This is a genomic window from Streptomyces sp. CY-1, assembly GCF_047218265.1.
Classification (GTDB): domain Bacteria; phylum Actinomycetota; class Actinomycetes; order Streptomycetales; family Streptomycetaceae; genus Streptomyces; species Streptomyces niphimycinicus.
Genome location: NZ_CP178393.1, coordinates 6,023,804 through 6,037,737, shown reverse-complemented (window position 1 = coordinate 6,037,737; position 13,934 = coordinate 6,023,804). Strand labels below are relative to the sequence as shown.

At 69.4% G+C, this 13,934-nt stretch carries 12 protein-coding genes; 7 read left to right on the top strand and 5 right to left on the bottom strand.

Translation table 11 applies throughout. The features are described from left to right. Positions 1 to 39 precede the first annotated feature (39 nt). Positions 40 to 297, bottom strand: a complete 258-nt coding sequence (gene crgA / locus ACK1X7_RS26025) for a cell division protein CrgA (RefSeq protein WP_030827826.1) — start codon at positions 295 to 297, stop codon at positions 40 to 42. A gap of 145 nt (positions 298 to 442) precedes the next feature. On the opposite strand from crgA, the gene ACK1X7_RS26020 reads away from it, so the two are divergent. The 7 genes from ACK1X7_RS26020 to ACK1X7_RS25990 all read left to right on the top strand — a co-directional run bounded on the left by ACK1X7_RS26020 (position 443) and on the right by ACK1X7_RS25990 (position 7,151). Then, a complete protein-coding gene (locus ACK1X7_RS26020) occupies positions 443 to 1,213 on the top strand; it encodes a DUF881 domain-containing protein (protein WP_385138125.1) in 771 nt (256 codons plus the stop codon). An 81-nt stretch (positions 1,214 to 1,294) separates the two neighbouring features. Next, complete coding sequence (locus ACK1X7_RS26015; RefSeq protein WP_216346407.1) at positions 1,295 to 1,966, top strand: class E sortase; 672 nt, start codon at positions 1,295 to 1,297, stop codon at positions 1,964 to 1,966. Between the two features lie 90 nt (positions 1,967 to 2,056). Further along, complete coding sequence (locus ACK1X7_RS26010) at positions 2,057 to 2,233, top strand: hypothetical protein (RefSeq protein ID WP_086710638.1); 177 nt, start codon at positions 2,057 to 2,059, stop codon at positions 2,231 to 2,233. Beyond that, positions 2,230 to 2,880: an aminodeoxychorismate/anthranilate synthase component II gene (locus tag ACK1X7_RS26005; RefSeq protein WP_385138123.1), complete on the top strand. Its 651-nt coding sequence runs from the start codon at positions 2,230 to 2,232 to the stop codon at positions 2,878 to 2,880. The genes ACK1X7_RS26010 and ACK1X7_RS26005 overlap by 4 nt, the downstream gene beginning before the upstream one ends. Next, the gene (locus ACK1X7_RS26000; protein ID WP_413115707.1) at positions 2,877 to 4,481 is read left to right on the top strand and encodes a class E sortase; all 1,605 of its coding nucleotides are present in this window, start codon (positions 2,877 to 2,879) and stop codon (positions 4,479 to 4,481) included. The genes ACK1X7_RS26005 and ACK1X7_RS26000 overlap by 4 nt, the downstream gene beginning before the upstream one ends. 40 nt (positions 4,482 to 4,521) lie before the next feature. Continuing rightward, positions 4,522 to 5,262 (top strand): class E sortase, encoded by a 741-nt coding sequence (locus tag ACK1X7_RS25995; RefSeq protein ID WP_216346476.1) that lies wholly within the window; start codon positions 4,522 to 4,524, stop codon positions 5,260 to 5,262. A 287-nt stretch (positions 5,263 to 5,549) separates the two neighbouring features. After that, positions 5,550 to 7,151, top strand: a complete 1,602-nt coding sequence (locus ACK1X7_RS25990; protein WP_413114605.1) for an IS1182 family transposase — start codon at positions 5,550 to 5,552, stop codon at positions 7,149 to 7,151. A 77-nt stretch (positions 7,152 to 7,228) separates the two neighbouring features. Here ACK1X7_RS25990 and pknB read toward each other — a convergent pair whose 3' ends face one another. The 4 genes from pknB to ACK1X7_RS25970 form a co-directional block, all read right to left on the bottom strand. After that, positions 7,229 to 9,244, bottom strand: coding sequence for a Stk1 family PASTA domain-containing Ser/Thr kinase (gene pknB, locus ACK1X7_RS25985; protein WP_385138119.1), 2,016 nt, complete (start codon positions 9,242 to 9,244; stop codon positions 7,229 to 7,231). 167 nt (positions 9,245 to 9,411) lie between these two features. Next, positions 9,412 to 10,884, bottom strand: a complete 1,473-nt coding sequence (locus ACK1X7_RS25980) for a peptidoglycan D,D-transpeptidase FtsI family protein (protein ID WP_385138117.1) — start codon at positions 10,882 to 10,884, stop codon at positions 9,412 to 9,414. Then, positions 10,881 to 12,293 carry an FtsW/RodA/SpoVE family cell cycle protein gene (locus ACK1X7_RS25975; RefSeq protein ID WP_385138115.1) on the bottom strand — a complete coding sequence of 471 codons (1,413 nt, stop codon included), beginning with the start codon at positions 12,291 to 12,293 and terminating at the stop codon, positions 10,881 to 10,883. The genes ACK1X7_RS25980 and ACK1X7_RS25975 overlap by 4 nt, the downstream gene beginning before the upstream one ends. A 22-nt stretch (positions 12,294 to 12,315) precedes the next feature. Then, positions 12,316 to 13,899 carry a PP2C family protein-serine/threonine phosphatase gene (locus ACK1X7_RS25970; RefSeq protein ID WP_385138113.1) on the bottom strand — a complete coding sequence of 528 codons (1,584 nt, stop codon included), beginning with the start codon at positions 13,897 to 13,899 and terminating at the stop codon, positions 12,316 to 12,318. Positions 13,900 to 13,934 lie beyond the last annotated feature (35 nt).

Below are 13,934 nucleotides of genomic sequence, written 5' to 3'. Positions count from 1 at the left end.
TCTGTGGACAACCTGGGGACCGGCGTGCGGACAGCCGGGTCACTTCCACTGGGTGGAAACGACGAACCCCGCGGCGATGAAGCCGAAGCCGACCACGATGTTCCAGTTGCCGAGCGATTCGACCGGCATATCGCCCGTGGTCACGTAGAAGATGACGATCCACGCGAGGCCGATCAGGAACATGGCCAGCATCAGCGGTGCCACCCACCGGCGGCCGCTGTTCAAGTTGATGCTGGCTGCCTGCTTCGCCGGCGGCGGCGTGAAGTCGTCCTTCTTGCGGATCCGTGACTTCGGCACGAGGAACTCTCCTGTCGATGCGCTGCGTGACCGCGCGGGGATGTGTACGGACGGCGCCGGGGCGGGACAGCGACGGGGACCACGTCCCTCCCCCACACGTCCGTTAGCGTAGTCCTTCCGCGGCGTCGTAAGGAGTAAGGGTACGTTGAGCAATTCCGCTGACTCCCCCACCCCGGCGTCCCGCCGCCCCCGGTTCCGGCCCGTGCGACTGCTGACCGGCGCCGTTTTCGCGCTGGCCGGAGTGATCTTCTGGACCAGTTTCAACACAGCCCAGGGCACCAACATCCGCAGCGATGAATCGATGCTGCGGCTCTCCGATCTCATCCAGGAACGCAGCCGTAAGAACGGCACCCTGGGCGACAGCACCGGCAAAATACGCTCCGAGGTCGACGCCCTCGCCCGGCGGGACAACGGCAGCACCCAGGCCGAGCGCCGCAAGCTGGCCGAGCTGGAGAAGACCGCCGGCACCAGGAAGCTCTCCGGAGCCGGCCTCACGGTCACCCTCACCGACGCCCCGCCGAACGCCACCCCGCAGATCCCCGGCGTCCCGGATCCCCAGCCCAACGATCTCGTCATCCACCAGCAGGACCTTCAGGCCGTGGTCAACGCGCTGTGGCAGGGCGGCGCCAAGGGGATCAAGGTCATGGATCAGCGGCTGATCTCCACCAGCGCGGTGCGCTGCGTCGGCAACACCCTGATCCTTCAGGGCCAGGTCTACTCACCGCCCTACAAGGTCACCGCCGTGGGTGACCGGGGCAAGTTGAACGCCGCCCTCACCGCCTCGCCGGCGATCCAGAACTACCGCAGCTATGTGGACGCGTACGGCCTCGGCTGGAAAGTCGACCAGCACGACAAGGTGACTCTTCCCGGCTACTCCGGCACAGTGGATCTGCACCAGGCACAGCCCATCGGATAGCAGCGGCGGACACCGGTACGCGGCACGGGTCAGGGACACGGGCCGGCGCCACGGGGTCAGCGGGGCGGACAGTGGGGGCCGATGAGAACGCGGCTGATCGTCAGGACGCTCAGTGAGATCTGCGTCACCGTCGGAGCCCTGATCATCCTTTTGGTGGTCTACGTCCTGTACTGGACCTCGGTACGGGCCGACCGCGCCATGGACGGCGAGATCGACCATCTCCAGGACCGATGGGCCACCGGCACGGTCACCGCCGGGGCCGAGCCCTCGTCCGAGCCCCGCCGCTACGCCTCCGGCGACTCTTTCGCGATCATGTACATCCCGCGCTTCGGCGCCGACTGGGCCAAGCCCGTCCTCGAGGGCACCGCGACCGGCACCCTGAAGAAGGGGCTCGGCCACTACTCCCGCACCGCCCGCCTCGGCGCTCTCGGCAACTTCGCCGTCGCCGGGCACCGCCGCACCTACGGCGACCCCTTCAAGGACTTCCCCGCGCTGCGCCCCGGTGACGCGGTGGTGCTGACCGACGGCACCACCTGGTTCACCTACCGCGTCGACCGGCGGCCCTACCGCACCCTGCCGACCGACACCGGGGTGATCGATCCGGTGCCGCGCGCGTCCGGTTTCCGGCGCCCCGGGCGCTATCTCACGCTGACGACCTGTGAGCCGGAGTGGGGCCACAGCCACCGCCTGATCACCTGGGCGCACCTCGACGCGACCCAATCGGTTGCCCAAGGCAAGCCCAAGGCTTTGTAGAGCTGACCCTCCTGCCCCACCCCTCGCCCCTTACTCTGGTGCTGCACTCCGGTGCTGCAATCGACTTCGTCATCGGTGAGTAGGGATGGCATGTACGGCTGGATCTGGCGGCATCTGCCGGGTAACGCATGGATGCGGGCGCTGATTTCGCTCGTGCTGGTGCTGGCGATCGTCTTCGTGCTCTTCCAGTACGTCTTCCCCTGGGCGGAGCCCCTGCTGCCGTTCAATGACGTGACGGTCGACGAGGGAATGGCGGGTCCGCGATGAGCGCGCGCATCCTGGTCGTCGACAACTACGACAGCTTCGTCTTCAACCTCGTCCAGTACCTCTACCAGCTCGGCGCCGAGTGCGAGGTGGTGCGCAACGACGAGGTCTCCCTGGCCCACGCCCAGGACGGCTTCGACGGAGTCCTGCTGTCGCCCGGGCCCGGCACCCCGGAGGAGGCGGGGGTCTGCGTCGACATGGTGCGGCACTGCGCGAGCACCGGCGTACCGGTGTTCGGCGTCTGCCTGGGGATGCAGTCCATGGCCGTCGCCTACGGCGGCGTCGTCGGGCGGGCCCCGGAGCTGCTGCACGGCAAGACCTCGCTGGTGATCCATGAGGGCGCCGGCGTCTTCAGCGGACTGCCCACGCCCTTCACCGCCACCCGCTACCACTCGCTGGCCGTGGAACGGGGGACGGTGCCCCCGGAGTTGGAGATCACGGCCTGGACGGAGAGCGGCATCGCCATGGGGCTGCGCCACCGCGAACTGCGGGTCGAGGGCGTCCAGTTCCACCCCGAGTCGGTCCTCACCGAATGGGGCCATCTGATGCTCGCCAACTGGCTGGTGGAGTGCGGGGACACGGATGCCGTGGGGCGGTCCGCGGGGCTCGCCCCGGTGGTCGGGGCGGTCGGCGGTAAGGCCGGCGAGTGACCGGACCGCGCCCTGAGCGCGAGGGCGCCGGCCACGGCGCCCGGGAGCCCGCCCCGTACCCGCCGTACGGGTCTCACGAGCAGCACGCCGTCCATGACGCCCATGGCGCGCATGGGGGCCATGACGCCCATGGCGGGCATACGGGCCCGGACGCGTTCGCGGCGGCCGTGGAGGGCCTTCGGGACCCTCTGGCCGACCCTCTGGCCGACCCGCTGCCGGACTCCGCCCCGGCCGGGCCCACGGGGCGGGCCATGGGCACCGCGTCGCTCTCGGTACCGCCGCCCACCGGTCGCCGACGGCGCGCCCGCCCGGCCCCCGCCGGGCCGGAGGAGGCCGCTGAGCCGGCCGGGCCGCCCACGGGGCGCCGACGCGCCCGCGCGGCCCCCGCGGGGCCCTCGGCGTCCTCGGGGCCCTCAGGGCCCGCACACGCCGCTCAGACGCCCGTACGCGCCCCGGGGACGCCCTCACGTTCCGCCGAGCCGTCCGCACGCGCCCCGGACGCCGCGGAGACGGCCGTCCTGCCCCCGGTGACACCCCGGCGCGACGACGAGACGGCCGTCCTGCCCCCGGTGACGGCCCGGCGCGACGACGAGACGGTCGCCCTGCCCCCGGTGACGGCCCGGCGCGACGACGAGACGGTCGCCCTGCGCGCCGTCGAGGCGGGCCCCGCCGACCGGACCATGGCGCTGCGCAAGGTCGAACCGGACCGGGACAGCGGCGCCGAACCCCCGCCCGGCGGCCGGGCCGCCCGCCGTAAGGCCGCCCAGGGGGCCGGAAAGCGCGCCGGACGGCATGGCTCGCGCGCCCGGCGCGGCACGGCCGAGGCGGGCGCCACAGGGCCCACGGAGGGCGCGGGGAGCGCCGCGGGCGCCGCGCCCCGCACCCGTATGGAGGCCAAGCGTGCCGCGCGGGCCCGTAAGGACAGCCCCGGGGTGGTGGCGAGCCGGGTGGTGGGGGAGCTGTTCATCACGCTCGGCGTGGTGATGCTGCTCTTCGTCACCTATCAGCTCTGGTGGACGAACATCCGTGCCCATCAGCAGGCCAACGGCGCCGCGAACAACCTTCAGAAGAAGTGGGACGAGAACGGCGGCGACGACCGGGACCCGGGCACCTTCTCCCCCGGGCAGGGGTTCGCGATCATCTACATCCCCAAGCTGGACGTGAAGGCCCCGATCGCGGAGGGCATCGACAAGCACAAGGTCCTCGACCGCGGCATGGTCGGCCACTACGGCAAGAGCCCGCTGAAGACCGCCATGCCATGGGACAAGAAGGGCAACTTCGCGCTCGCCGGGCATCGCAACACCCACGGCGAGCCGTTCCGCTACATCAACCGCCTCAAGCCCGGCGACGAGATCGTCGTCGAGACGCAGAGCCGGTACTACACCTATGCGATGAAAAGCATCCTGCCGCAGACGTCGCCGTCCAACACGGGCGTCATCAAGCCGGTGCCGCCCGGCTCCGGCTTCACCGAACCGGGCCGGTACATCACGCTGACCACCTGCACCCCCGAATTCACCAGCACCTACCGGATGATCCTCTGGGGCAAGATGGTCGAGGAGCGGCCGCGTAGCAAGGGAAAGCCGGACGCGCTGGTCGAATGAGCGGGAACAGCCGGGAAACCAGAAAAAGGGGTACGACGCGGTGGCACGCACCGACCACGACGAGCGGCAGGACCGGCACCCCGGCCCGCCCGCAACGCCCAGCCGTCGTACCGGCCGTGGGCGGGTAGCCGCGGCCATAGCGGTCTTCGGCGAGCTGCTGATCACCGCGGGGCTGATTCTCGCCCTGTTCGTCGTCTACTCGCTGTGGTGGACCAACGTCCTGGCCGACCGCGAGGCGAAGAAGCAGGGCGACCGGGTGCGCAAGCACTGGTCGCAGCAGGGGCCGGGCAGGCTGGACACCAAGAGCGGCATCGGCTTCCTGCACGTACCGTCCATGCACAACGGCGAGGTGCTGGTCAAGAAGGGCACCAGCACCGAGACCCTCAACGACGGTGTGGCCGGTTACTACACCCAGCCGGTCAAGTCCGCGATGCCATGGGACAAGAAGGGCAACTTCAGCCTGGCCGCGCACCGGGACGGGCACGGTGCGAAGTTCCACAACATCGACAAGGTCCACGACGGCGACGCGGTGGTCTTCGAGACCCGCGACACCTGGTATGTCTACAAGGTCTACGCGACGCTGCCGGAGACCTCGAAGTACAACGTGGAGGTGCTGAACGCGGTCCCGAAGGAGTCGGGCCGCAAGCGGCCGGGCCGCTACATCACCCTCTCGACCTGCACCCCCGTCTACACCTCCCGCCACCGCTACATCGTCTGGGGCGAACTGGAGCGCACCGAGAAGGTCGACGCGGACCGCACGCCCCCCAAGGAACTGCGTTGACCCCCTCGGGACGGCCTCCTGCTCCCTCGGACGGTCCCTGAGCACGACGAAGCCCCTGAGCACGAAAGAAGCCCCCGGCACCCTTCTTAGGAGACGCTGACTCTGTCGGGGATCTTGAGGATCCCCGGCGGGGCAGTGTGATCAACGGGCATGCTCGGCTCTGTTCAAGAACCAATGCAGTTGTCGAGGTGCCCGTTGTCGCTCCGCCCCCGTTCCGGTGAGCAGTCCCTTCTCTGACCGTGCAGATGGCGCGGGCGAGCAATCCGGGCGGTACGACGGCGATGTGGGTGAGAGACCACCTGGGCGGGCTGTGGCGTGACGAGGACTTCGCCGACTGGTACCCGCGTGATGGCCGCCCGGGTCTCTCGCCCGCCCAGCTGGCCACCGTCTGCGTGCTTCAGTTCCTCCTCGGTCTGTCGGACCGGCAGGCAGCCGAAGCGGTTCGCTGCCGCATCGATTTCAAGTACGCGCTGGCCATGGAACTGGACGACCCCGGCTTCCACCACAGCGTGCTGGCCGACTTCCGTGAGCGTCTCACCGAGGACGGCCGAGCCGACCGTCTCCTCGACCTCGCGCTCGCGCGCCTGAAGGAGGCCGGTCTCGTCCGTGAGCGCACCACCCAGCGCACGGACTCCACCCATGTCCTGGCCGCGGTGCGCGACCTGACCCGGCTGGAACTGGTCACCGAGGCGGTCCGCGCCGCGCTGGAAGAACTGGCCGGCACAGCTCCGCACCTGCTGGCCGGCCTGGTCGACGAGGAGTGGGGGCGCCGCTACGGCCGTCCGGTCCGTCTGGGCAAGAACCCCACCCGCCCCAAGTCCAGGATCCTCGCCACCGGAGGCGATGCCGTCCGGCTGATCGAGCACCTCGGGCAGCACGGGCCGGAACGCTTGTCCGGGCCCCGCGTCCAGGCCCTGCGGCAGATCATGGTGCAGAACTACTGCCGCGACGGGGCCGGCCGCCTGCGCTGGCGCACCGCCGAGGACGGCGGCCTGCCGCCCTCGGCCGTCGCGGTCGTCTCGCCCTACGATCCGACGGCCCGCTACGCGCGCCGCGGCGACACCCGCTGGAAAGGCTTCGTCGCGCATCTCACCGAGACCTGTGACCCGGACGGTGTCAACGTGATCACGGATGTGGCCACCACCGACGCCACCGGCTACGACGCGAAGGCTCTGCCCGGCATCCACACCCGGCTGGGGCGCCGCGGGCTGCTGCCCGCCGAGCACCTGGTCGACGGCGGTTACACCTCCCTGGTCCATCTGGAACAGGCAGCCCGCGAACACCAGATCACGGTCACCGGACCACTGCCGGTCAACACCACCCGCCAGCACCGCAGGAACAACGGGTTCGGCCGCGACGACTTCCACATCGACTTCGACCGCCGGCAGGTCACCTGCCCACAGGGCGAGACCAGCGCGGGATGGCACGGCCCCTACCCGGCTTCCTCACCCACCGCGGCACCTCTGATCATCGCGCGGTTCACCAAGGGCCAGTGCCGTCCCTGCCCGGTCCGCACCCGCTGCACGACCACCGCCGACAGCGCCCGGAGCGTGGGCTTTCCCCCGCGAGAACTCCGTGACCTGCAACTCCGCGTCCGTGCCGAGCAGCAGACATCCGAATGGCAGGCCCGCTATGCGGTCCGCTCCGGAGTGGAAGGCACCGTCAACGAGCTCGCCCACGGACACGGCATGCGCCACTGCCGCTACCGGGGACAGCACAAAGCCCACCTACAGCACGTGTTCACGGCCATCGCCGCAAACATCGAGCGCCTCAGCCGACGGCCGCCGACCGGAGAAGCACCTCCGTCCCGGCCGCCGACCGCCTTCCAGAACTACCTGGACCAGCACGGAATCACCCGGCCGAGGTCTTGGCGGTCCGCCAAAGACTGAACAGACCGCCAAGATCCCCGACAGAGTCAGCGTCCCCTTCTCAGGGTGCCGGGGGCCTCTTTCGTGTCACCGTGCTGCTAGAAGCCGTTCTGGCCGCCGAAGATGCCTCCGCCGCCCCCGCCTCCGTTGCCGTTCCCTCCGTCGCCCTGCCCGGCGACCGTGACGAGGTTCACGGACTGGCCCTTGGGCACCTGGGTGCCCGCACCGGGCTGGCTGGCGATCACGGTGGCGTTGTCGTCCTGCGGACCGGCGATGTTGCCCACGTTCAGGCCCAGGTCCTGGAGCGCCTTCTTGGCGTCCTTGAGCTTCTGGCCGCCCAGGTTGGGCACCGGCACGTTCTCCGCGGCGGCGGCCTTGGCGACGGTCAGCGTGACCGTCGAACCGGGCAGGACCTCCTGGCCGCCCTTGGGCGTCTGGTCGGTGACCGTACCGGCCTCGACGTCGCCGTTTTCGACCTCCTGCGTCTGGACCTTGAGGCCCTTCTGCTGGAGGGCGTCCGTGGCGTCCGCGACCTTCTGCGTGGTCACGTCCGGGACGGTGACCTTCTGCTGCGCCTCGGCGACGGTCAGGGTGATCGTGGCGCCCTTCGCGACCTTCTTGCCGCCCTTCGGGTCCTGGTCGATCACCTTGCCGGCGGTCTGGTCCGACTGCTGGGTCTTCTGCTCGACCGTGAAACCCTTGGCCTCGAGCTGGTCCTTGGCCGACGCGTACTGCACGTTCAGGACGTCGGGCACCTCGACCCTCGCCGCGGGCTTGGGGCCCTTGGACATGGTCAGCTCGACCACGCCGTACCGCTTGATCTCGCCGCCGCCCTCGGGATTCTGCTCGCAGACGGTGTCCTTGTCCGCGTTCTCGCAGAACTTGGAGCCGACGTTCTTGATCTTGAAGTCGCCGTTCTCCCCTTGGCTCTTGGCGTCGGCGATCGTCTTGCCGACGAGGCTGGGGACCGGGACCATGTCGTCGTTCTTACCGCCGCCGAACAGCGACTTCCCGATGAAGATCGCGCCGACCAGCACCAGTATCCCCGCGACGATCAGCAGGATCGTCGAGAGGTTGCTCTTCTTGCCGGAGCCCCCGCGCCCCCGGCCACGGTCCGGCCGCTCGTCGTAGCCGAAGCCCCCGTCGTCCTCGCGCATCGGCGGGAGCATCGAGGTCTGCGCCCCGGCACCGGAGTTCTGCGGCCGCAGCATCGCGGTGGGCTGGTCCTCGGAGCCGTAGCCGACCGCGCCCAGCGCTGCGGTGGCGGCCACCGGCTGGCCCTCCAGGGCCGCCTCGATGTCGGCACGCATCTCGTCGGCCGACTGGTAGCGGTAGTCGGGGTCCTTGACCAGCGCCCGCAGGACGATGGCGTCCATCTCCGGGGTGATCTCGGGGTCGTAGGTGCTCGGCGGCTGCGGGTCCTCCCGCACATGCTGATACGCGACGGCCACCGGGGAGTCGCCCACGAACGGCGGCCTTACGGTCAGCAGCTCGTAGAGCAGACACCCGGTGGAGTAGAGGTCGCTGCGGGCGTCGACGGTCTCGCCCTTGGCCTGCTCGGGGGAGAGGTACTGGGCGGTGCCGATGACGGCGGCCGTCTGCGTCATGGTCATACCGGCGTCGCCCATGGCGCGGGCGATGCCGAAGTCCATCACCTTGACCTGGCCGTCCCGCGTGAGCATGACGTTGGCCGGTTTGATGTCCCGGTGGACGATGTTGTTGCGGTGCGAGTACTCGAGTGCCTGGAGGATTCCGGTGGTCATCTCCAGTGAGCGCTCGGGGAGCAGCTTTCTGCCCGAGTGGAGAAGCTCACGCAGCGTGGAACCGTCGACGTACTCCATCACGATGTACGGGATCGAGACGCCGTCGACGTAGTCCTCGCCGGTGTCGTAGACCGCGACGATCGCGGGATGGTTGAGCGAGGCGGCCGACTGGGCCTCTCGGCGGAACCGGGCCTGGAAGGACGGGTCACGGGCGAGGTCCGCCCGGAGCGTCTTCACAGCGACAGTACGGCCGAGGCGGGTGTCGTGCGCGAGGTAGACCTCCGCCATGCCACCGCGGCCGAGCACTGAGCCCAGCTCATACCGGCCGCCGAGGCGACGCGGCTCTTCCATAGCTACTCCAGCCCTCTTCCGTGGTTCCCGGCCGCGCCTATGGGGGCCGGCGAAGTGCTGCTCGGGCATACCGTACCCGGCACGTCTTACGGGACCCGGCCTCAGTCGCTATCTGATACCGGACCGGTACGGCGACGTGCGGGATTGGTATCCGGACGTGACCGGGGTCACTTGTCGCGCTCGGTTTCCAGTACGGCCTGCATCACGCTCTTGGCGATCGGCGCGGCCAGCTTGCCACCGGCGATGTCGCCACGGAGGGTGTCGGACCCTTCGATGACCACCGCGACCGCCACCGGCGAGCCGTCATTCCCCTTGGCGTAGGAGATGAACCACGCATAGGGGTTCTTGCTGTTGGCGACGCCGTGCTGCGCGGTACCGGTCTTGCCGCCGACCGTGACGCCCGGGATCCGGGCGCTGGTGCCGGTGCCCTCCTTGACCACGGTCTCCATCATGCTCTGGAGCTTCTGGGCGTTCTCCGAGCTGAGCGGCTGGCTCATCTGCTCCGGGTCGGTCTGCTCGACGGTGTTGAGGTTGGGCGCGCGCAGCGAGTCGACCATGTACGGCTTCATCAGCTTGCCGTCGTTGGCGACCGCGGCGGCGACCATGGCCATCTGGAGCGGGGTGGCCCGGTTGTCGAACTGGCCGATGGCCGACATCGCGTTGCCGGGCTGGTCCATCTTCTCGGGGTAGACGCTGGCGTTGGTGCGGACCGGCGTCAGGACCTCCTTGTTGAAGCCGAACTTCTCGGCCTCCTCCAGCATCTTGTCCTTGCCGAGGTCGTCACCGAGCTTGCCGAAGACCGTGTTGCAGGAGTAGCGGAGCGCCTGCCGCAGCGAGGCGTCCTTGCAGGGGATGTTCCCCTCGTTGGGCAGCGGCTGGGTGGACAGCGGGAGCTTCCAGGGGTCCGGGGAATCGGTCGGCCCGTCGATGTCCGTGTACTTGCCGTTCTCCAGCGCCGCCGCCGCGGTGACGACCTTGAAGGTCGAGCCGGGCGGGTAGGTCTGCCGCAGCGCCCGGTTGAGCATCGGATCGTCCTTGTCGACGTCCGGCTTGAGCGCGTTGTACGCGTCAGCGTCCTTCTTGGAGGCGCCCGCGATCTTCGAGGGGTCGTAGCTCGGGGTGGAGGCGAGGGCGAGGATCTTGCCGGTGCGCGGGTCGAGCGCGGCGACGGCGCCCTTCTTGTTGCCGAGGCCCTCGAAGGCGGCCTTCTGGGCCTTGCCGTTCAGGGTGGTGATGACGTCGCCGCCCTTCTGCTTCTTGCCGGTGATCATGTCGATCGTCCGGTTGAAGAAGAGGCGGTCGTCGTTGCCCGTAAGGATCTGGTCTTCGAGCTTCTCGATCTGGTTGGCGTCGAACGCCTGCGAGGCGAACCCCGTGACCGGTGCCCACATGGGACCGTTCTTGTAGGTGCGCTTGTACTTGAAGTCGGTGCCGTTGGTCTCGACGGATCCGGTGATCGGCTGGCCGTCGACGATGATGTTGCCGCGCGGCTGGCCGTAACGGGCGATCAGGACCCGGCGGTTCTTGTCGTGGTTCTTGAGCTCGTCGGCCTGGACGTACTGGATCCAGTTGTCCCGCAGCAGCAGGGCGAAGACGAGAAGTCCGCAGAAGATCGCGATTCGGCGCAGCGGCTTGTTCACGGTCGGACCACCTGGGTCATCTCGGCGTCTGTGGTGGGAGCGGGCGCCGGCGCCGGACGGCGCGCGGTGTCGCTGATCTTGATCAGAATGGCGACGAGTGCCCAGTTGGCGATGACGGACGAACCACCCTGTGCGATGAACGGCATGGTCATACCGGTCAGCGGGATGAGGCCCATCACACCGCCCGCCACGACGAAGACCTGAATGGCGAAGGCCGCGGACAGGCCGATGGCCAGCAGCTTGCCGAACGGGTCGCGGGCGGCGAGGGCGGTGCGCACACCGCGCTCCACGATCAGGCCGTAGAGCAGCAGGATCGCCATGGTGCCCGCGAGCCCGAGCTCCTCGCCGATCGTGGCCAGGATGAAGTCGGAGTTGGCGGCGAAGCCGATGAGGTCGGAGTTGCCCTGGCCGAGGCCGGTGCCGAAGACCCCGCCGGAGCCGAAGGCCATCATCGCCTGGGCGATCTGGTCACTGCCCCCGGTCTTGAACGCCGCGAAGGGGTCGAGCCAGGCGTCCACCCGCTGCTGGACGTGCGGTTCGAAGGTGGCGACGCCGACCGCGCCGACCGCGGACATCAGCAGACCGAAGACGATCCAACTGGTGCGCTCGGTGGCGACGTACAGCATCACGACGAAGAGGCCGAAGAACAGCAGCGAGGTGCCGAGGTCGGTCTCGAAGACGAGGATGAGGATGCTTATGGCCCAGACCACCAGGATGGGGCCGAGGTCACGGCCGCGGGGCAGGTACAGCCCCATGAAGCGGCGGCTGGCGAGCGCGAGTGCGTCCCGCTTGACCATCAGATAGCCGGAGAAGAACACGGCGATGATGATCTTGGCGAACTCGCCGGGCTGGATGGAGAAGCTGCCGAGGGTGATCCAGATGCGCGCGCCGAACCGGGGCGGGAAGAACACCGGCAGGATCAGCAGGATCAGCGCCACCACCATGGAGATGTAGGTGTAGCGCTGGAGCAGGCGGTGATCCTTGAGCAGGATCAGCACGCCGACGAAGAGGGCCACACCCAGCGCCGAGTAGATGAGCTGGTTGGGCGCCGAGGGCGCGAAGACCTGGCCGATGCTCTCCGCCCGCTGGGCCAGCCGCTTGGACTGGTCCAGCCGCCAGATGAGCACCAGGCCCAGCCCATTGAGGAGGGTGGCGATCGGCAGCAGCAGCGGATCCGCGTACGGCGCGAACTTCCGGACCACCAGATGGCCGACGGCGGCCAGCAGACCGAGTCCGATGCCGTAGCTGAGCATGCCGGAGGGCATCTCGTCGCTGAGCGCCAGGCCCGCGTTGGCGTAGGCGAAGACCGGAATGATCACCGCGAAGACGAGCATGGCCAGCTCGGTGTTCCGCCTGCTCGGCGGCCCGGCCGTACTGATCGTCGTCGTGTTGGTCGTACTACTGCTCATGGGTGGACGGCCCCTTACGGCTTCACTGCTGGGTGCTGCTGCACTGCGGGACCAACTTCTTCTCCTCCTCCGAGAGGGTGGGGCCGGGCTTCGGAGTGGGAGACGTCGTCGGCGTGGGCTTGGTGGTGGCCTTCGCGGCGTGCGTCCCGAGCTGGCTCTCGGTGTTGTCCCCGGAACGGGCGCTGCTCTGGGACGGGCCGGCGCTGTTGGAGGGGCTGCCCCCGGAGCCGCCGTTCTTGCCCTTGTTGCCGCCGGTGAGGTCCTTCTGGCTGTCCTCGGCCTTCTCCTGGGCCTCGGCCTTCTTGCAGGCGCCGGCGAGGGTGGCGAGGTCCTTGGTCTTGTCCTGGGCCTGGCCCAGCCCGCTGACCGTGATGGTGTCCTCCACGCGGCCGCGCTGGTCGGCCGGGAGGTACTTGAGTTCGATCTCGCGGTGGTCCTCATGGACCTTGTTGAGCTTGATCCAGGCGAGGTCCTGGCTGATGCCCTGGTAGATCGCGACATGGTCGCCGTTGGAGCCCACGTAGTACTGCGTCTGGGTCCAGCGATAGCCGCCGTAGAGCCCGCCGCCGATCACGGCCAGGCCCAGCACGATGAAGAGCGACCGCTTGGCCCAGGTCTTGGCGCCGCTCTTCTTGGTGAAGTCGCCGTCGGCGTAGTCGTCGTAACTGCCCTGCGGCAGACCGCCCATGGCCGGGTCGCCGCTGCCGGGCGGTCCGAAGCCGCCGTGCGGGTCCCCCTGCTGGGGGACGGACCTGCCGAGCTCGGCCGCGCGGCCCGCGGGGGTGTGCGCGGCGCCGCCGTCCCCGAGCGGGACCTGGTTCTCGGCGACCGCGCCCACGATCACGGGGGTGTCGTTGAGCTGGGCGGCCAGGGTGTCGCCGCCGTCGACGTCGAGGACGTCGGCGACGATGCAGGTGATGTTGTCGGGGCCGCCGCCGCGCAGGGCGAGCTGGATCAGCTCCTGCACGGTCTCGTGCGGGCCCTGGTAGTTGCCGAGGGTCTCCTCGAGGGTCTGATGGCTCACGACGCCGGACAGGCCGTCGGAGCAGATCAGATAGCGGTCCCCGGCCCGGACCTCGCGGATGGACAGATCGGGCTCGACATGGTCGCCGCTGCCCAGCGCGCGCATCAGCAGGGAGCGCTGCGGGTGGGTGCCCGCCTCCTCCTCGGTGATCCGGCCCTCGTCGACCAGGCGCTGCACCCAGGTGTGGTCCTGGGTGATCTGGGTGAGCACGCCGTCGCGCAGCAGATACGCGCGCGAGTCGCCGACGTGCACCAGGCCGAGCCGCTGGCCGGTCCACAGCAGGGCGGTGAGCGTGGTGCCCATGCCCTCGAGCTGGGGGTCCTCCTCGACCATGACGCGCAACTGGTCATTGGCCCGCTGCACGGCGCTGCCGAGGGACGTCAGGATGTCCGAGCCCGGGACGTCGTCGTCGAGCTGGACGAGGGTGGAGATCACCTCGGAGCTGGCGACCTCGCCGGCGGCCTGGCCACCCATGCCGTCCGCGATGGCGAGCAGCCGGGGACCGGCATAGCCGGAGTCCTCGTTGCCCTCCCGGATCATGCCCTTGTGCGATCCGGCCGCGAAACGCAGTGACAGACTCATGCGCACCTCGCCTGTCGGCTCCGGGTACAGCCCCT

Coding starts and splice junctions, on each gene's coding strand:
- ACK1X7_RS26015 (WP_216346407.1), top strand. CDS start 1,295: ATGAGAACGCGGCTGATCGTCAGGACGCTCAGTGAGATCTGCGTCACC.
- ACK1X7_RS26010 (WP_086710638.1), top strand. CDS start 2,057: ATGTACGGCTGGATCTGGCGGCATCTGCCGGGTAACGCATGGATGCGG.
- ACK1X7_RS26005 (WP_385138123.1), top strand. CDS start 2,230: ATGAGCGCGCGCATCCTGGTCGTCGACAACTACGACAGCTTCGTCTTC.
- pknB (WP_385138119.1), bottom strand. CDS start 9,244: ATGGAAGAGCCGCGTCGCCTCGGCGGCCGGTATGAGCTGGGCTCAGTG.
- ACK1X7_RS25975 (WP_385138115.1), bottom strand. CDS start 12,293: ATGAGCAGTAGTACGACCAACACGACGACGATCAGTACGGCCGGGCCG.
- ACK1X7_RS25970 (WP_385138113.1), bottom strand. CDS start 13,899: ATGAGTCTGTCACTGCGTTTCGCGGCCGGATCGCACAAGGGCATGATC.